Here is a 17,745-nt window from a genome sequence, read left to right on the forward strand (position 1 = left end):
TTTTGTGCGACTTTTACGCTTCATAATCTTTTTATGAAGCGTTTTTGTACCCGCTTCGCGCGGGGAACGTTCTTTTCGGGAGAGTTATTTTATGACGGAAACCAAGACCGGCGGCTCAAAAGGGCTTGCCATCTGGTCTGTATTACTGGGGCTGGTGCTGCTCGCTATTGGCCTCTTCTTTGTTATCGGGGGCGGCAAGCTGGTCTCGCTTGGCGGCAGCGTCTATTTTCTTATCGCAGGCGTTGTCACGCTGCTTTCTTCGATTCAGTTCCTGCGCCGCAAATCTTCGGCGGTGGTGCTGTTTCTTCTGGTGTTTGTCGGCACGCTTCTCTGGGCGTTGTATGACACCGGGCTGGAATTCTGGGGCCTGGTCTCTCGCCTGATGGTGCCTGCGGGCATGATGCTGCTGGCATTTCTCACCTGGCCTGCCCTGCGTCGTCGCGAAGGCAAAGCGCCGCTCGCGAAACTCTCTTATGCGCTGAGCGCGGTGATTGCCGTCGGTATGGTCGCGACGCTGGTACAGATGTTCCAGCCACACCCGACGGTCGCCTTCAAAGGCGAGCCGCTGCCGCTGGTTCCGGTCGCTAAAGAGAACGCGCAAAAAGCGTGGGCGAACTACGGCAACACGCCGGGCGGCAGCCGTTTTGTCGCGCTCGATCAGATTAACCGCGATAACGTTAAAGATCTGAAAGTCGCCTGGACCTTCCACACCGGCGATATTCCTGACAGCCCGACCGGCAACGGCGCGGAAGATCAGCAAACGCCCCTGCAAATCGGCAATACGCTCTATCTCTGCACGCCGCATAACAACGTGATCGCGGTTGAAGCCGATACCGGCAAGCAGATCTGGAAGCGTGAAATCAACGCTAAAGCGGAAGTATGGAACCGCTGCCGCGGCCTCGCGTATTTTGACGCCACCCAACCGATCGCTCAGCCGACCGTGCCGGGCGCCACGCCGGTGCCCGCGCCTTCGCTACCGGCGGGCGCCGCCTGCCAGCGCCGTATTCTGATGAACACCATCGACGCGCGCCTGATTGCGCTGAACGCCGATAACGGCGAATTCTGCGAAGGCTTCGGCAGCCACGGCGTCGTGGATCTTAAAGCGGGTCTCGGCGACGCGCAGGACCCGAAATACCAGCTAACCTCCGCGCCGACCGTTGCCGGCACGACGGTGGTGGTGGGCGGCCGCGTGGCGGATAACGTCCAGACCGATATGCCGGGCGGCGTACTGCGCGGCTTTGATGTGATAACCGGTGAAATGCGCTGGGCGTTCGATCCGGGCAATGAAGATCCGAACGCCCGCCTGCAACCGGGCCAGCACTACGCGCGTAGCACCCCGAACTCGTGGGCGCCGATGTCTTATGACCCGGCAATGAACACCGTGTTCATTCCGATGGGCAGTTCTTCGGTGGATCTGTGGGGCGCGAACCGCACGCCGCTCGATCATAAATATGGCGCGTCGATTCTGGCGCTGGACGCTACCACCGGCAAAGAGAAATGGGTGTACCAGACCGTCCATAACGATCTGTGGGACTTTGATATCCCGATGCAACCGAGCCTGGTGGACTTTCCGCAAAAAGACGGTAAAACCACGCCCGCCGTGGTGTTCGGCACTAAAGCGGGCCAGATTTTCGTGCTGGATCGCCTGACCGGCAAGCCGCTGACGGAAGTCAAAGAGCTGCCAATGAAGCCTGGCACCATTCCCAACGAGCAGTACCCTAAAACGCAGCCGCACTCGGTCGGTATGCCGCAGATTGGCGCGCAGACCCTGACCGAATCGGACATGTGGGGCGCGACGCCGTTTGACCAGCTCGCCTGCCGCATCGCGTTTAAAGGCATGCGCTATGACGGCCTGTTTACTGTTCCCGGCACCGATAAATCCCTGAGCTTCCCCGGCTCGCTCGGCGGTATGAACTGGGGCAGCCTGTCGACCGACCCGAATAATCACTACATCTTCGTCAACGACATGCGTCTTGGTCTGTGGGTGCAGATGATCCCGGCGGACACCAGCGCCATCGACCGTGGCAGCAACGGCGGCGAGGCGATTAACACCGGCATGGGCGCGGTGCCGCTGAAAGGCACGCCGTATGCGGTGAATAAAAACCGCTTTATGTCGCCGCTCGGCATTCCGTGCCAGGAGCCGCCGTTCGGCACGCTTTCCGCCATCGACCTGAAAACCCGGAAAATCGTCTGGCAGGTGCCGGTCGGCACCGTGCAGGATACCGGCCCGTTCGGTATCAAGATGCGTGCGCCGATGCCGGTCGGTATGCCGACGCTTGGCGGTACGCTGGCGACGCAGGGCGGTCTGGTGTTTATCGCGGGCACGCAGGACTACTACCTGCGCGCCTTTGATTCGTCGACCGGTAAAGAGGTGTGGAAAGCGCGCCTGCCGGTGGGCAGCCAGGGCGGCCCGATGAGCTATGTGTCGCCGAAAACCGGCAAGCAGTATGTGCTTATCTCAGCCGGCGGCGCCCGTCAGTCTCCTGACCGTGGCGATTACGTGATAGCCTACGCGCTGCCGTAACGCCGCACAGCCAGACCGCCAAAAGGGCCGCCTCGCGCGGCCTTTTTGGCGTGTTAATCGCGCTGCCAGTAAACCGGCGTGCCGAACGCCTCGATAAAATAGTCAATCGCCGCGCGCACGTTCAGCGGCGGGTGACGCGCGTTCGGGTAGATTGCCGCGATATGCTGCGCCTCGGTGTTGATGGCCGCCTCATACTCCGGCAACACCTTCACCAGCCTGCCCTGCTTCAGCCACTCCCCCGTCATCCAGTCCGGAAACAGCACCAGCCCCATGCCGTCAAGCGCCGCGGTCAGCAGCGAGCTGGCGTTGTTGGAAGCGAGCCGCGCGTTCACCGGGTAATGCACCCACGGCTCGCCCGGCCTGCGCGCCAGCCAGCGGTTCGGCCCCGATGAGCCGCTGTAAACCAGACACTGATGCGTGCGGAAATCCTCCGGCGACGTGGGCGTGCCGTAGCGCGCCAGATAGCGCGGCGCGGCGGCGAAGTAATAGCGTTGCTCGCAAAACACGCGGGCGTGAAAGCTGGAATCGGTGAGCGTACCGATGCGCACGATAAGATCGGTGGCGTCGCGGTGCGGGTCGACATAGTCATCAGTCTGGGTCAGCGCCAGCTGCAGGCGCGGATAGCGCTCCGCAAGGCCGGTCAGCCACGGCGCGATATGCCGCTGGCCGAAGAACACCGGCGCGTTGATGCGAAGCAGCCCGGAGGGTTCCAGCGCCCGGTCCTGTAATTCGCGGCGCGCCTCGCTGAACTGTTCGGCCATGCCGCGCGCGTACTGCGCAAACAGCCGCCCGGCTTCGGTTGGGATGACGGCACGGGTATTGCGGTAGAAAAGCTGCTGCCCGAGCGCCTCTTCAAGCTGGCGGATAACCCGGGAGACCATTGATGCCGAAACGCCCTCACGGCGCGCGACGGCCGAGAAGCTCTGCCCGTCAAAAACGCTGATAAAAAGCTGTAGCGCCCGAATGTTGACTGAACTGGGATCCATCATCTGTGCCAATCCTGCAAAGGTGTTTCGTGCATCGTAGCGTTTTTCAACACAGCGCGCTGCACTACACTGCGCGACCTTCGCGTTTTATTAAGGATAACCATGCAGCTTTTATTAATAGCGCTCGTCATTGCGGGCGGGATGGGGCTTTCCGTTGAGGCGGGCCTGCTGGGGCCGCTCGGCGGCGAGGTCGGGGATTTCTGGGCGGCGTTCAGCATTTTTGGCGTCGGCGCGGCGCTCACCTTTCTGCTGATGCTGTTCTATAGCCCGCGCAACAGCCCGTCGTTTTTCGCCCAGCCCGGCTGGCAGCTGACCGGCGGCCTGCTCGGCGCGGGGTATGTGGTGATCCTGACCGTCGCCACGCCGGTTATCGGCATTGCCATGACCATGATAGGCATTCTGGCAGGACAGGTTTTCAAAAGCCTGATTATCGACCACTTCGGACTGTTCGGCGCGAAGCGCCGCCCGATGGACAAACTGCGCCTGCTGGCGCTGCTGTTTATTCTCGCCGCGCTGGCGCTGGTCGCGCGGGGCTAAGGAGCACTGATGACAACGTTAATGATTATTCTTGCCGTGATCGGCGGCGCGCTGCTGAGCATTCAGGCGGCGATTAATGGCCAGCTTGGCGCGAAAGTGGGCGTGTTTCGTTGCGCCTTTCTGACGTTCTCAGTGGGCGCGCTGGTCTGCGCGCTGCTGATTTTCTTCTTCGAGCCGCCGCACGCGATCTCCCTGCTGGACGTGCCGAAGTGGCAGCTTACCGGCGCGCTGTGCGGCGTGCCGTATATTGTGATCATGGTGCTTGCGGTACAGCGCATCGGCACGGCGGTCGCGACGGTGGCGGTCATATTCGGTCAGCTCGCCATGAGCATGCTTATCGATAATTTCGGCTGGCTCGGCAACGCGGCGATCCCGTTCTCACTAAGCCGTCTCGGCGCGGTAGTGTGCCTCGCCGTGGCGCTGGCGCTGATTTACCTTGGCAACCGGCGCGCCGCTACGCCTCGCGCAGCCGACTAAACAGGGCAATCAGCGTACTGACGGCGGCGTCCGGCACCAGCAGATCTTTTTTCACAATCAGATGCAGCGGCGTGGCGCGCCGCGCGCCGTGGGCGAGCGGGAGCGGGCGCAACAGCCCCTGCGCCAGCGGCCCTGCGATGCGCGCCTCCGGCAGCCAGCCGTAGCCCACCTGATGCATTACCGCCTCGATGGCGGCATCTACCGTTGAAAACACCCACTGCTCCGGCGCGCCGCCGGGGCTTTGCGTCTCACCGCCTGCAAGCTTAATGCGGGCGTACCGTCCAAGGGCCTCTTCGCCAACCGGCCCTGGCATCTGCGCCAGCGGGTGATCGCGGTGCGCCACCGCCACAAAATTTACGTTCATCAGCCACTCGCCGCGTCCCAGACTGTCTTCGCGACGCGAGAGCACCAGCAGATCGGCGCTGGAGTGCGCGGCGATAGCGTCGCTCTGGCTCTCCAGCACCTCGGTCAGTTGCACCTGCGTCGAAGGGTGCTGGCGCTGAAATTCGCGCAGGACAGCGAACAGCGTCTCGCGCGGAAAGATGTTGTCCACCACCAGATCAATCCGGGTACGCACGCCGTTGCGAAGCGTGGCGGCATGCGCCTCGACCCAAGTAAAAGCGCTCAGTAACGGGCGCACTTGCGCCAGCAGCAGCTCGCCCGCAGGCGTCAGCACCGCGCGGCGGCCCTGAGTTTCCAGAAGCGCCACGCCGAGCCGCTCCTGCAACAGCCCCAGGTTGTAACTCACCGAGGACTGGCTGCGGTGCGTGCTTTGCGCTGCGCGCGCAAAACTGCCCTCTTCCACCACTTTGTCCAGCAAAGCCCATTGTTCCAGCGTTGTTTTATGCATAACTCATCGAAATTTTGAATCAATCTTATGCAAAATTAGCGTTTTTCATTAAAAAAATAAAGGTCTATGCTTAATTCAACGAAACAAAGGAGGCCAACAATGAGCAACTTCGACAAACACGATTTAAGCGGTTTTGTGGGTAAACATCTGGTCTATACCTATGACAACGGCTGGAACTACGAGATCTACGTAAAAAACGAAACCACCATTGATTACCGTATCCACAGCGGTATCGTGGGCAACCGCTGGGTGAAAGATCAGCGCGTGTATATCGTTCGCGTCGGCGAAAGCATCTATAAAATCTCCTGGACCGAACCGACCGGTACTGACGTCAGCCTGATCGCTAACCTCGGCGACCTGCTGTTCCACGGCACCATTTTCTTCCCGCGTTGGGTGATGAACGATCCGCAGAAAACCGTCTGCTTCCAGAATGAACATATCGAACAGATGGAAGCCTACCGCGAAGCAGGCCCGGCTTACCCGACCGAAGTGATCGATGAGTTCGCCACCATTACCTTCGTGCGTGACTGCGGCCCTGACGATGACACCGTGATAGCCTGCGCCGCAAGCGATCTGCCGGCTAACTTCCCGGATAACCTGCGCTAATTCTCTCCTCGCGCAGCCACGGCTCGCCTGTCGGCGGGCCGTTTTTTTATCTCTCCCCCGCCCCTCGGTCAAACTGTGACCGCGCTCTCATGGTCTACGCTTAAGGCATTACCGTTTCGCCGCAGCCTTGCGGCGGTTGCGCCAGCATGGACCAGAGAAAGGATTATCCCGCCTGTGAAAAATAAGACTTACCGCTCTCCCGCGCGTCAGCAAGGCTATGCGGGCCTCGGCGATTATGCCGCCATCGGCGAAGGCCGCTCGGTGGCGCTTATCGCCCCGGACGGCGCTATCGACTGGTGGTGCGTGCCGAATCTCGATTCGCCGCCGCTGTTTGACCGTATTCTCGACGCGCCCGAAGGCGGCTTTTTCGCGCTGACGCCAGAAGAAGAGTGGGAGATGTCGCGCAGCTACCGTGAGAACAGCAACGTACTGGAAACGCGCTATAAAACCGCCTCCGGCGAGGTGCTGATTACAGAATCCATTAACAGCACCTTCGCCGGACGCCTGCCCTGGAGCGAGATGGCGCGCCGCGTTGAAGGCATCAAAGGCCACGTGCGCCTGACGGTGCGTTTTAAACCCGGCACGCGCGCTCACACCTGTTCGCCGTGGCTGGATCACGTGCAGGAGAAAACCCTTTTTCACCTCGATGATTTGATGGTGGCCCTGCGCCTTTCCGATGACGTGGAGACCGAACGCTGTGACGACATGGGAATGACAGGCACCCTGACGACCTCGCCCGGCTCGCGATCGCTGGTGGCGCTGGTCGCCACCGAAAAAGAGCCGCTGGCGATACCGCCGCTTGAGAAAATCGACCAGCGTATCGACACCAGCGATCGCGCCTGGCGCGACTGGGCAGAGAATCTTCACTGGAACGGCCCGTTTGAACATCACGTCAAGCGCTCGGCGCTGGCGCTGAAATTCCTCTGGTATGCGCCGACCGGCGCGCTGGCGGCGTCCGCCACCACCTCATTGCCAGAAGGGCTCGGCAAAGAGAAAAACTACGACTACCGCTACGCGTGGGTGCGCGACGCCTGCCTGATTATTAAATCGTTTGTCTACCTGGGGTCGATTGAGGATTGTAAGGCGGCGTTTTCCTGGCTCACCTCGACCATTATTCGCCATGACGGCGAACTGCGCGCCTGCTATACGCTCGAAGGCGGCTGGGTGCCTGAGGAACGCTACCCGCAGATGGAAGGCTACCAGGGTACGCAGCCGGTGCGGGTCGGCAATAACGCCCGCGATCAGTTCCAGCCCAGCATGTATGGCGACCTGTTAGCGACCGCGCGTCTGTTTGTCGAGATGGGCCATGTGCTTGATCTCGCCACTTCACGCCTGCTCGGGCATCTGGCGAACCGCTGCGCCGATCGCTGGCGGCTGCCCGATTCCGGCATCTGGGAGTTGCCCGAGGAGCGTCATTACACGCACTCGAAAATGGCCTGCTGGCTGGCGCTCGATCAGGCCGTGGCGCTGGCGGAAATCGGCCATATCGAACCGACCTGGAAGGGCCGCTGGGCGCGCGAACGCGACCGTATCAGCGAGTGGATCGAAACGCACTGCTGGAGCGAAAGCCGCCAGGCGTACACCTTCTACGCGGGGAGCGAAACGCTCGACGCCGCTATCAGCCTCACCCACTATTACGGCAGGCAGGTTAACCGCAAGCGAATGCTCTCAACGCTTGAAGCGATTTATCAGGAACTGGGCCACAACAGCCCGATGCTCTACCGCTATTCGGGCGTCGAGGTGGAAGAGAGCACCTTTGTGGCCTGCGCCTTCTGGCGCGTCGAGGCCCTGGCGGAGCTGAAAAAGCGCGATGAGGCGCAGCACGATATGAAAGAGATTCTCGACACGCTGTGCCAGAGCGGCAACGTGCAAATCTTTAATGAGATGTACGACACCCGCACGGGCGGCTGGCGCGGCAATATGCCGCTCGGCTTAAGCCATCTGTCGCTTATCTGCGCGGCCAACGCGCTTTCCAGGGAGAATCCGGGGCACAGGATTTAACCCGCCGCAGGGCAAAAAAAAGGGGAGCCGCAGCTCCCCTTTTACCAATGGCAAATCAGTTATTTACTGGGATCACCGCGCCTTTATATTTGGTGCGGATCCAGTCCTGAATCTGTTTAGAGTGCAGCACGTTCACCAGCGCCACGATATCTTTTTTCTTCTCGTCGCCCTTATGCACGGTAATGATGTTGGCGTACGGGTTATTTTCGCCACTCTCCACCGCGATCGGATCTTTCACCGGGTCGAGGCCCGCGTCGATGGCGTAGTTGGCGTTGATCACCACCGCGTCGCCTTCGTCGTTGTTATACATTTGCGGCAGCAGAGAGCCTTCCACGTTCGGCATGAACTTCAGTTTTTTCGGGTTTTCCACGATATCGCTGATGCGCGCATCGACTTTATTCACGCCCGGTTTCAGCTTGATAACGCCTTCGCGCTCGAAGATAGAGAGAATACGGCCCTCTTCCGCCACGGCGTCACGCATGATGACTTTGCCGCCTTCCGGCAGATCTTTGAGCGATTTGTACTTTTTAGAATAGATGCCGATTGGCTCGATATGGATAGCACCGGCGCTGACGAAATCATAGGTTTTATCGTCGGCGTGATCTTTCAGCACGCTGTTCAGATACGGGATGTGCTGGAAGTAGTTCGCGTCGATATCGCGGCTTGCCAGTGCCGTGTTCGGCAGGATGTAATCCTGGAACGGGCGGATTTCCAGATCGATACCCTGCTTCGCCAGGATAGGCTTCGCCTGCTCCAGAATTTCCGCGTGCGGCACGTTGGACGCGCCCACGGTCAGGGTGTCGGCCCAGGCGGAAACGCTCAGGGTGGCGGCGGCAATCAGCGTCAGTACTCTTTTCATGATGTGTGTTCTCTGTTGTTGTTAGCGTTTATCTAAATAAGAGGTTAAGGCGTCACCGATGAACTGAATGATGAAGACAATCACCAGTATAGCGACCGTCGCCACCAGCGTGACGTCATTGTGGTTACGCTGGAATCCTTCCAGATAAGCAAGGTTCCCTAACCCGCCCGCGCCAATCACCCCGGCCATCGCGCTGTAGCTGACCAGCGCGATAAGGGTGACGGTGATACCCGACACCAGCGCGGGGGATGACTCCGGCAGCAGAACCCGGAAAATCAACGTGCTCATGCGTGCGCCCATTGAACGGGTGGCTTCAATCACGCCTTTATCGACTTCGCGCAGGCCAATCTCCACCAGACGCGCATAGAACGGCGCGGCCCCAACAATCAGCGCGGGCAGCGCGGCGTTAGCCCCGAGAATGGTGCCAATAATCGTTTTGGTAAACGGGATCAGCAGCACAATCAAAATGATAAACGGGATGGAACGGAACACGTTCACCACGATGGAGATAACGCCGTAGACCAGACGGTTTTCAAACAGCCCGCCGCGCGCCGTCAAAAACAGCGCCAGGCCGAGCACGATGCCGAGCACAAAGGTGGCGACGCCGGAGAGCGCGGTCATGTAGAGCGTCTCCTGGGTGGCGGCCAGCAGCTGATCGAGCTTCAGATGAGGGAAAAGTGACTCAAGCATGTTTGATAACCTCGCAGTGGATCTCATGCAGGCGTAAATCGGCGAGGATATTCTCCAGCTGTTCCGGCGTCGCCACCACGTGCAGCCAGAGCTGGCCAAACACGCCGTGGGCGGTCTGGGTCATTTTGCCGTGCAGAATATTAAAAGGCAGGCCGTAGCGCAGCGTCAGTTCGCCCACCACTGGCTTGTGCGTGCTGTGCCCGACGAAAGTCAGTTTGATAACGGCGCCGTTAAGCTCGCCCGCAAGCGCGGGGTCGAACGCCTCATCGCCCTCTTCCTGGCTAATCTGGCGCACAAACTGGCGGGTGATCGGCTGCTGCGGGTGCGTAAAGACCTGCAACACGTCGCCCTCTTCCACCACGCGCCCCTCCTCCATGACCGCCACGCGATCGCAGATTTTACGCACCACGTGCATCTCATGGGTGATAAGCACAATGGTGAGCCCGAAGCGGCGGTTAATGTCCTGGAGCAGATCGAGGATCTGATCGGTCGTTTGCGGGTCGAGCGCCGAGGTGGCTTCGTCGCACAGCAGCACGTCCGGGCGGTTCGCCAGCGCGCGGGCGATGCCGACGCGCTGCTTCTGCCCGCCGGAAAGGCGCGACGGATACGCATTTTCGCGCCCCTTCAGGCCGACAAGGTCGATAAGCTCCGCCACGCGGGTTTTAATTTCCGCTTTCGGCACGCCGGCGATTTGCATCGAAAAAGCGATGTTTTCACTGACGGTGCGCGACCAGAGCAGGTTGAAATGCTGGAATACCATGCTGATTTTCAGGCGCGCCTGGCGCAGCGATTCGCCGCGCGCGGCCGAAATCTCTTTACCCGCGATGGTCACCGTGCCGGACGTCGGTTTTTCGAGGCCGTTTAACAGGCGAATCAGGGTACTTTTCCCCGCGCCGCTGTAGCCAATGATGCCGTAGATTTGTCCGCGCTCGACGTCCAGGTTGACGTCATCCACGGCCGTAATGGTGTCCTTACCCTGATGAAACAGCTTTGAGATGTTCCTTAAAACTATCATAAGGTTTTACTTTCCTTCAGCGGCGCACTGCCGCAAAAAACAGGGTGCGCCGCGCGCAGACGTTCCGACTTTAGGTCTTATCCTGGAGGAATATACCGAAAGGCCTGAAGGTGAACATGAATAAAAGAGAATGTTATATAACAGATGATTCTAAACCGCACCAGCGTATGCAGATTGACCAGCCTCCACATGGCTCAAGACCATGATTTAGCCTGCCACGGCCCATAAAAAAACGCAGGCTGACTGCGCCTGCGTTGTTCTCTGAATGGTTTACTGTCAGGTGCCGATCATGCCGCCGTCGGCCTTGACGATAACCACGGTCGAGGAGCGCGGGCGGCCCGCTTTGTCGCCGTCAGGCCAGGTAGAGACCGCCGTCGGGTTTTGCGGGTCGCTCAGCCCTTCGCCCGGCTCGCCCGGATGCTGAATATTGATAAACAGTGTGCGGTTATCCGGCGTGAACGCGATGCCGGTGATTTCACAGCCGCGCGGCCCGGTCAGGAAGCGGCGGAACTCGTTGGTGCCGGGGATCGTCGCCACCATCTGGTTATTGCCCATGCCTTCATAATCTTTGCGGTTGATGGTCGAGGACGACACGTCGGTCTGGATCCAGAGCACGCCGCGATGATCGAAGCTCAGGCCATCGGCGCTGCCGAATTCCGCGCCCTTCATGCTGCCTTTGGCTTCCGGTTTGTCAGTATCGGTGCGACCGCCCATCACCAGAATATCCCACGCAAACTGCTGCGCGGTCGGATCGCCGTTCTGCTCCAGCCAGTGCATGATGTGGCCGTAAACGTTTTTTGCGCGCGGGTTAGCCGCATCCACCGGCGCTTTGCCTTCCTTGCCGCGATCGCTGTTGTTGGTGAGCGTGCAGTAGACGCTGCCGCTATGATACGGATCAACGGCAATCCACTCCGGGCGGTCCATTTTGGTGGCGCCCACGGCGTCTGCCGCGAGACGGGTTTTCACCAGCAGATCGCCCTGGTTTTCAAAGCCTTTACTGGCGTCGAGCCCGTTCTGGCCGAACACCAGCGGCAGCCACTCGCCTTTGCCGTCGTCGTGGAATTTCGCCACGTACAGCGTGCCTTTTTCCAGCAGGCCCATATTGGCTTTGCGATCCTGCGGGTTGTATTTGCCTTCCGAGACGAATTTATAGATGTATTCGAATTTCTGGTCGTCGCCCATATAAACCACAACGCGGTTATCCGGCGCGATGGTGACGGCGGCGCCTTCATGCTTGATGCGGCCAAGCGCGGTGTGCTTGCGCGGCACCGACTGCGGATCGTAAGGGTCGATTTCCACCACCCAGCCGAAACGGTTCGGTTCGTTCGGCGTGGCGTCGACGCTGAAGCGTTTGTCGACTTCATTCCAGCGGTAGGAGTCGTCGCTGTCGCTGATGCCGTAGCGCTTCTCAAGCGGGTTCATTTCCGCTTTCTTGACGAAAATATCGGACCAGTTCTCTTCGCACGTCAGGTAAGTGCCCCATGGCGTGAAGCCGTTGGCGCAGTTCTGCATGGTGCCGAGAATGGTTTCGCCTTTCGGGTCAGCGGCGGTCTGCATCAGTTTATTGTGCAGCGCCGGGCCAGTGATTTTCATCGGCGTGTTAGCCGTGATGCGGCGGGCGAAGGTGGACGGGCGCACCACTTCCCAGCCCTGCTGGCCTTTTTTCACTTCGATAACCGACACGCCCATCGCGTTCTGGCCTTTGAGCGCTTTATCAGGGCTCCAGTTGGCTTCGCCGTCTTTAAACAGCAGGCCGTTGTCGATGTATTCATGGTTCATAGCGAGCAGACCGTGATCGGCACTGTGCCCGCCCTGCGGCAGGCTAAACCACGCCATGCCGTCGTGGTGCATCCCGGCCTGCGCCGCCTGCTCTTGCGTCGTGTTGCTGCCGTCGGTTTTGAAAACCGGCAGGTTGCCCGCAAGCCCGGTGGCGTCGCCCCACTTATAGAAGGGCTTCGCAATGTAGCCTTCCGGCACGATAACGGTATCTTCTGTGGAAACCGGCAGACTGGTGAAGCCGAGCGCCGTGGCTTTGCCGAGGTTGCCGCTCGCGTTTGCGACCACTTTCGCCAGCGCGTTTTCCGGCTTCAGCAGAAACGGGAACGCCGCCGCAGCGCCTGCAACCGCGCCCGCCTGCAACAGGCGACGGCGCGACAAATAGACTTCCGCCACCTGCGAAAACGCGCGGTTGTCGCTGCGGTTGCTGATCTCTTCACTATGCTCACGTTTGAATAAGGTTTTTAACGGTCTGCCCATCGCGGTTTCCTTTCGGGATGTCGTTTTGAAGGGGAATAGTTTTTATGCACGTGAGGCTACGGAATATTTGTTACAGAAATATAACAATAAGCGGCCAAAAAAAAGGGAAGCCCGGCGGCTTCCCTCTGCGTCGCGCGCCCGTTATGACCGCGCGTTATCCATCTGCGCCCGACACGCCCGGCGCTCGCGAGCGCGGCGCTGGCCCTCAGGGCTATTATCCAGCCAGTCATGCAGGTAGTGCTCAATCTGCTCCAGGCTGCGGTTGCGGGTTTCCGGCACGCATTTGATGACAAACGTCGCGCCCAGGATGCCGATCGCCGCGAAGATAAAGAACGTACCGGAGAGCCCGACCCAGGCGAGCAGGATCGGGAAGAAGAGCGAGATCAGGAAGTTGGCTATCCACATTGCGAACACCGCGCCGCCCATAAAGATGCCGCGCAGGCGGGTGGGGAAAATCTCCGAGAGCAGCAGCCAGGTCACCGGCGAGAGCGCGCCCTGCTGGAAGCACAGAAACATCAGCATCCCCGCCAGCACCATATAGCCGCGCAGCGCGTCCGGCTGGCCGTTAACGGTTTCCGGCAGCAGATAACTGACAGCGCCAATAAACACCAGACACGCGGTACAGCCGAACTGGCCAATCATGGTCATGGCGCGCCGCCCGATTTTACCGAGCATCCAGATGCCGACAAACGTCATCAGCACCGACACCACGCCGTTGGCGACGGTCGCCACCAGCGCGGCGTTATCGGACATCCCGACCGCCGTCAGTACCGTCGGCGCGTAATACATAATGGTGTTCACGCCGGTTAACTGCTGAATAACGGCGATGCCGATGCCTATCAGGAAGAGTTTAAACAGCCACGGCGTCAGCAATTCGCGCAGACGCGGCTTGCCCTGCGCGCGCTGGGCTTCGAGCGTCTCTTCAATCTCCATCATTTCCCAGTCGACATCCTCCGGGCGACGGGTACGGTCCAGCACGCGACGCGCTTCGGCAAGACGCCCTTTCATGGCGTACCAGCGCGGCGTATCGGGCATAAACATCATCCCGAACCACAGCAACACGGCGGGCAGCGTCGCGACGGCCAGCATCCAGCGCCAGGTCGACTCGCCGCCCCACAGCTCGTGGAAGGAGGCGTTAGAGATATAGGCCAGTAATTGCCCGGAGACGATCATCAGCTCCTGGAGGGTTACCAGCTGGCCGCGCTTGTTGGCAGGCGCGATCTCCGCGATATAAACCGGCACCGTTGCCGCCGCGCCCCCCACGGCCACGCCGAGCACCAGGCGAAAGAAAATCATCCACGACACGTCCGGCGCCATCGCGGTACCCACCGCGCCAATAGCGAAAATGACCGCCAGATAAATGATGATTTTCTTTCGTCCCGCGGCGTTCGCCATATGGCCCGCCAGCAGCGCGCCAAAGGCGGCGCCAAAAAGCAGAGAGCTGGTGACAAGACCGGTGGTAAGCGGGGTGAGGTGCAGTTCGCTGCCCATAAACAGCAGCGCGCCGGAGATAACGCCGGTGTCGTAACCAAAGAGCAGACCGCCGAGCGTGGCGATTAGCGCAATCACTTTGACAAACGGCGACGTCGGCGCGTCGCTGTTAGGCCCTGATGCTCTGTTAAGGGTGAGATATTGTTCTTTAGTCATAAAAGACTCCAGTAACCTGCCGTTCAGGGAAAAACGAGGCGGCCAGTTGTCAGGGGCCGGGCTCGGTTGATGATATATTCACCACAATCAATTTAGATCGAATATTTCATTTATATAAACAATGAAATTTTAATTTTGAGTGGCAGGTCATGTTTTGTTATTACTTTGTGATAATGAGCACGCAGGCGGGGAAGCGATCGCTGTGGGGAAGACACCCAATACGAAAAAATAGTAGGAACTATCAAACAGATAAAAGCATAAAACCGAGAAAAAACCAGTGGTAGCGTAACGCGGGGCGGGCCGACGCCGTCATGCGAACAGCGCCAGCCATAATGAAACGTTGTTTTCAAAAAAATCCAGACTGAATGGACAGACCCGCCAGTTTGCCCCTGGCGGGCCAGCGCGAGAGGGTCAGATCCCGGCGGTCTCCAGGATATAGCGACGCGCTTTCACCGCATATTCAAACGGGTTCGCCACTGCCGGGTCCTGCTCGGCCTCCACCACCATCCAGCCGCGATAGCCATGCTCATCCAGCAGCCGGAATACCGGACGGAAATCGATAGCCCCGTCGCCCGGCACCGTGAAGGTGCCCTTCCTGACGCCCGCCAGGAACGACAGCCCGTCGCGTTTCACCTCGTCAATGACTGCCGGGCGCACATCTTTCAGGTGCACATGGTTAATGCGCGGCAGGTGTTTTTCCAGAATGGCGAGCATGGCCGCTTCGCTGCCTTCGGCGTACCAGGCGTGTCCGGTATCGAACAGCAGAAACACTGTGTCATCCACGCGCGACATAAACGTGTCTATCTCCTGCGCGGTCTGGATACCGGTGCCCATATGATGATGCAGACAGACCTGCATGCCCTTTTCGGCGGCGAGCCGGCCTAGCGTGTTGTAGCCCTCCGCCACGCGCGCCCACTCCTCCTCGCTGAAACACGGTTTGTCCGGCCCCATCACCGGCAGCGTGGTGCACTGAATGCTGCCGCTCTGCTCGGAGCAGCCAATCACTTTCGCGCCCATCGCATGCAGGAAATTCATGTGATTCACAAACTCGTCGAGGGTTTTCTCCCGCTCGCCCGCCGCAAAAAAGGTGCTGAACCAGGCGTTGCAGATCTCAATGCCGCGGATAGCCAGCATCGGCTTGAGAATGGCCGGGTCGCGCGGGTATTTGCTACCGACTTCGCTGCCGGTAAAGCCCGCCAGTGCCATTTCGCTGACCGTCTGCTGAAAGGTGTTTTCACCGCCCAGCTCCGGCATGTCGTCGTTTGTCCAGCCGATCGGGGCGATGGCCAGCTTCACATCTTGCTTATTCATAATGCGCCTCTCAGGTCGCAACCGGCTGGGGCTTAACGGCCCAGCAGTTCGCGCTCAATCAGTTCACGGGTTTCCACCGCCTGGTATTTCATCTTCTCCGGGTAGCCAAAGAGCGACGCGGCGACAATCGGCTCGCCGCCCACTTTAAAGCTCTGGTGGGCGAACCCCATATCGCGCAGCGTGCTGAACAACGCCTGGAAATCGACTTCCCCCTCCCCTACGCCCACATGCTGATGCACCGCGGCGTCGACGCCCGGCGGGTTGACGATATAGCGACAGTGGCGGGTGTGGTTCATGGTATCGGCGATCAGCACATGCGACAGGTCATCCCCGGCGTAGCGCAGCATCTTTTCCACCTCTCCTTTGCCTTTGTCATAAAAGAAGGTGTGCGGCACGCTGTAGACATATTTCACGTTATCGCTGCGAAACGACTTCACGATATCGACAGTCTCGTTGTTCTCTTCGCAGAAATCCCACGGGTGCGCCTGGATCTCAACGCGCAACCCCTCGCGCTCGAAAATCGGCAACAGCTCCTCCATTGAGCGATAGAACATCTCCTCGCAGATCTCCGGCTGGTTTGGGTCGCCGGAGAGCTCGGTGTTGATCACCTGCACATCCATCTCGATGGCGATTTCGATTAGGCGCTTCCAGTTTTTCACCGCCGCCTGTCGCCGCAGCTCGTCCGGACCCGACCAGCGGTAGACGCAAATAAAGGAAGAAAGCGCAACGCCGGTGTCGCGCAGCGCCTTTTTATATTCGGCGATCACTTCCCGGCCCGCTTTCGGGTGCTTATAAAACGGGTTAATTTGCGGGTGCGGCGACTGCTCAATGTATTGATAGCCCCACTCCGCGACCTGCCGGACCATATTCGTGATCCCAAGGTCTTTAATGACGTCGACGTCAAAGGCGATTTTCATAGTTAACCCCTGTCAGATTCATTAGCAGGCTGCGGGTTTAGCGCAGATAAAACGCCGGGCGCTCCGGCAGGCTGATGGACTCCAGCGCGCCGCTCTCCTGCGCCTTCAGGCACGCATCCGCCGCAACCGACGCCGCGTAACCATCCCAGGCGGACGGGCCGCGCAGTTCGCCCGCTTTTACGTCATTGATAAACGCCTGCAACTCCACGTCATACGCTTTAATGAAGCGGTCTTTCCAGTCGGTCAGGATCGTGGTGGCAAGCTTCGCCGCTTTACGCATCTGCACTGACGACGGCTCAGGCAGCCGGGCAATGCCGGTTTCGCCGACCACTTCGCACTGGATGTCGTAGCCGTAGCGGCAGTTGACGAAAATCTCGACGTCGATAAGCGTCCCTTTGCGGGTTTCCAGCATCACGATTTGCGGATCTTTGAGCTGCGCGTGGGTGTGCGATGTGGCGCGCGGGAAACGCACCTGCACCGAGGCATAGTCGTCGTTCAGCAGCCAGCGCAATACGTCGAGCTCATGGATAAGCGTGCTGGTGATGGCCATATCGGTGGTGTAGTTCTCGCCCACTTCCGGGTTGCGATGCGCGCAGTGCAGCATCAGCGGCGCGCCGATGTCGCCGCTATCGATAACCCCTTTCAGCGCCTGGTAGCCTTCGTCGTAAGGACGCATAAAGCCCACCTGCACCAGACGGCGGCCCGCTTTCATCTCGGCGTCCACAATACGGCGACAGCCTTCGGCGGTCATAGCGAGCGGTTTTTCACAGAACACCGGTTTGCCCGCGTCAATAGCCGCGAGCGTAAAGGCCTCGTGCGTCGGGTCCCAGGAGGTGACAATCAGCGCGTCCACATCCTGCGCCTTAATCACATCCTGCCCGTCGGCATACACTTCCGCTTGCAGGCCGAGCGCGGTCACCGCGGCGCGCGCGTTATCCAGGTTGATGTCCGATACCGCGACGACGGTCGCGCCCTGCAGCACCTGCGTGCAGCGGCGGATATGTTCTTTACCAATGGCGCCTGCGCCAATTACACCTAATCTGAGCGACATAAGGGTTATCTCCGGAAT

The 17,745-nt window shown here is 59.6% G+C and carries 15 protein-coding genes; 5 read left to right on the top strand and 10 right to left on the bottom strand.

Annotated features, from left to right (window positions below):
• Window positions 1–91: 91 nt before the first annotated feature.
• Window positions 92–2,524, top strand: coding sequence for a glucose/quinate/shikimate family membrane-bound PQQ-dependent dehydrogenase (locus AFK63_RS14030; protein WP_038864454.1), 2,433 nt, complete (start codon window positions 92–94; stop codon window positions 2,522–2,524).
• Between the two features lie 53 nt (window positions 2,525–2,577).
• Here AFK63_RS14030 and AFK63_RS14035 read toward each other — a convergent pair whose 3' ends face one another.
• Window positions 2,578–3,513 (bottom strand): LysR family transcriptional regulator, encoded by a 936-nt coding sequence (locus tag AFK63_RS14035; RefSeq protein ID WP_038864455.1) that lies wholly within the window; start codon window positions 3,511–3,513, stop codon window positions 2,578–2,580.
• A gap of 99 nt (window positions 3,514–3,612) precedes the next feature.
• Between AFK63_RS14035 and AFK63_RS14040 the strand changes: the two genes are divergently transcribed.
• Entirely contained in the window at window positions 3,613–4,047 is a 435-nt protein-coding gene (locus AFK63_RS14040) for a DMT family transporter (RefSeq protein WP_038864457.1), read from the top strand.
• Between the two features lie 9 nt (window positions 4,048–4,056).
• A complete protein-coding gene (locus AFK63_RS14045; RefSeq protein ID WP_038864459.1) occupies window positions 4,057–4,524 on the top strand; it encodes a DMT family transporter in 468 nt (155 codons plus the stop codon).
• Here the strand turns inward: AFK63_RS14045 and AFK63_RS14050 are convergent.
• Window positions 4,502–5,374, bottom strand: coding sequence for a LysR family transcriptional regulator (locus AFK63_RS14050; RefSeq protein WP_038864470.1), 873 nt, complete (start codon window positions 5,372–5,374; stop codon window positions 4,502–4,504). The genes AFK63_RS14045 and AFK63_RS14050 overlap by 23 nt on opposite strands.
• 99 nt (window positions 5,375–5,473) lie before the next feature.
• Between AFK63_RS14050 and AFK63_RS14055 the strand changes: the two genes are divergently transcribed.
• Together AFK63_RS14055 and AFK63_RS14060 are read left to right on the top strand one after the other, a co-directional pair.
• A complete protein-coding gene (locus AFK63_RS14055; RefSeq protein ID WP_038864472.1) occupies window positions 5,474–5,980 on the top strand; it encodes a phenolic acid decarboxylase in 507 nt (168 codons plus the stop codon).
• A 174-nt stretch (window positions 5,981–6,154) separates the two neighbouring features.
• The gene (locus AFK63_RS14060; protein ID WP_038864473.1) at window positions 6,155–7,981 is read left to right on the top strand and encodes a glycoside hydrolase family 15 protein; all 1,827 of its coding nucleotides are present in this window, start codon (window positions 6,155–6,157) and stop codon (window positions 7,979–7,981) included.
• Between the two features lie 55 nt (window positions 7,982–8,036).
• Here AFK63_RS14060 and AFK63_RS14065 read toward each other — a convergent pair whose 3' ends face one another.
• The 8 genes from AFK63_RS14065 to AFK63_RS14100 all read right to left on the bottom strand — a co-directional run bounded on the left by AFK63_RS14065 (window position 8,037) and on the right by AFK63_RS14100 (window position 17,727).
• Entirely contained in the window at window positions 8,037–8,840 is an 804-nt protein-coding gene (locus AFK63_RS14065; RefSeq protein WP_038864476.1) for a MetQ/NlpA family ABC transporter substrate-binding protein, read from the bottom strand.
• Between the two features lie 21 nt (window positions 8,841–8,861).
• On the bottom strand, window positions 8,862–9,530 hold the full coding sequence (locus tag AFK63_RS14070; protein WP_007720530.1) for a methionine ABC transporter permease: 669 nt from the start codon (window positions 9,528–9,530) through the stop codon (window positions 8,862–8,864).
• Window positions 9,523–10,545: a methionine ABC transporter ATP-binding protein gene (locus tag AFK63_RS14075; RefSeq protein WP_038864478.1), complete on the bottom strand. Its 1,023-nt coding sequence runs from the start codon at window positions 10,543–10,545 to the stop codon at window positions 9,523–9,525. The genes AFK63_RS14070 and AFK63_RS14075 overlap by 8 nt, the downstream gene beginning before the upstream one ends.
• Before the next feature lie 276 nt (window positions 10,546–10,821).
• On the bottom strand, window positions 10,822–12,801 hold the full coding sequence (locus AFK63_RS14080; protein ID WP_038864480.1) for a PhoX family protein: 1,980 nt from the start codon (window positions 12,799–12,801) through the stop codon (window positions 10,822–10,824).
• 141 nt (window positions 12,802–12,942) lie between these two features.
• Entirely contained in the window at window positions 12,943–14,448 is a 1,506-nt protein-coding gene (locus AFK63_RS14085; RefSeq protein WP_038864482.1) for a sugar porter family MFS transporter, read from the bottom strand.
• 411 nt (window positions 14,449–14,859) lie between these two features.
• Window positions 14,860–15,759 carry a myo-inosose-2 dehydratase gene (gene iolE, locus AFK63_RS14090; RefSeq protein ID WP_038864484.1) on the bottom strand — a complete coding sequence of 300 codons (900 nt, stop codon included), beginning with the start codon at window positions 15,757–15,759 and terminating at the stop codon, window positions 14,860–14,862.
• A gap of 32 nt (window positions 15,760–15,791) precedes the next feature.
• Complete coding sequence (locus AFK63_RS14095) at window positions 15,792–16,676, bottom strand: sugar phosphate isomerase/epimerase family protein (protein ID WP_038864487.1); 885 nt, start codon at window positions 16,674–16,676, stop codon at window positions 15,792–15,794.
• A 37-nt stretch (window positions 16,677–16,713) separates the two neighbouring features.
• Window positions 16,714–17,727 carry a Gfo/Idh/MocA family protein gene (locus tag AFK63_RS14100; protein WP_038864492.1) on the bottom strand — a complete coding sequence of 338 codons (1,014 nt, stop codon included), beginning with the start codon at window positions 17,725–17,727 and terminating at the stop codon, window positions 16,714–16,716.
• Between the last annotated feature and the right edge of the window lie 18 nt (window positions 17,728–17,745).

This window comes from Cronobacter muytjensii ATCC 51329 (genome assembly GCF_001277195.1).
GTDB classification, from domain to species: Bacteria; Pseudomonadota; Gammaproteobacteria; order Enterobacterales; family Enterobacteriaceae; genus Cronobacter; species Cronobacter muytjensii.

Bases quoted from the DNA above. Each gene is read 5' to 3' on its own strand.
- AFK63_RS14050 (WP_038864470.1), bottom strand. From the start codon at position 5,374: ATGCATAAAACAACGCTGGAACAATGGGCTTTGCTGGACAAAGTGGTG.
- AFK63_RS14075 (WP_038864478.1), bottom strand. From the start codon at position 10,545: ATGATAGTTTTAAGGAACATCTCAAAGCTGTTTCATCAGGGTAAGGAC.
- AFK63_RS14085 (WP_038864482.1), bottom strand. From the start codon at position 14,448: ATGACTAAAGAACAATATCTCACCCTTAACAGAGCATCAGGGCCTAAC.
- AFK63_RS14100 (WP_038864492.1), bottom strand. From the start codon at position 17,727: ATGTCGCTCAGATTAGGTGTAATTGGCGCAGGCGCCATTGGTAAAGAA.
- AFK63_RS14040 (WP_038864457.1), top strand. From the start codon at position 3,613: ATGCAGCTTTTATTAATAGCGCTCGTCATTGCGGGCGGGATGGGGCTT.
- iolE (WP_038864484.1), bottom strand. From the start codon at position 15,759: ATGAATAAGCAAGATGTGAAGCTGGCCATCGCCCCGATCGGCTGGACA.
- AFK63_RS14035 (WP_038864455.1), bottom strand. From the start codon at position 3,513: ATGATGGATCCCAGTTCAGTCAACATTCGGGCGCTACAGCTTTTTATC.
- AFK63_RS14030 (WP_038864454.1), top strand. From the start codon at position 92: ATGACGGAAACCAAGACCGGCGGCTCAAAAGGGCTTGCCATCTGGTCT.
- AFK63_RS14065 (WP_038864476.1), bottom strand. From the start codon at position 8,840: ATGAAAAGAGTACTGACGCTGATTGCCGCCGCCACCCTGAGCGTTTCC.
- AFK63_RS14070 (WP_007720530.1), bottom strand. From the start codon at position 9,530: ATGCTTGAGTCACTTTTCCCTCATCTGAAGCTCGATCAGCTGCTGGCC.
- AFK63_RS14095 (WP_038864487.1), bottom strand. From the start codon at position 16,676: ATGAAAATCGCCTTTGACGTCGACGTCATTAAAGACCTTGGGATCACG.
- AFK63_RS14055 (WP_038864472.1), top strand. From the start codon at position 5,474: ATGAGCAACTTCGACAAACACGATTTAAGCGGTTTTGTGGGTAAACAT.
- AFK63_RS14045 (WP_038864459.1), top strand. From the start codon at position 4,057: ATGACAACGTTAATGATTATTCTTGCCGTGATCGGCGGCGCGCTGCTG.
- AFK63_RS14080 (WP_038864480.1), bottom strand. From the start codon at position 12,801: ATGGGCAGACCGTTAAAAACCTTATTCAAACGTGAGCATAGTGAAGAG.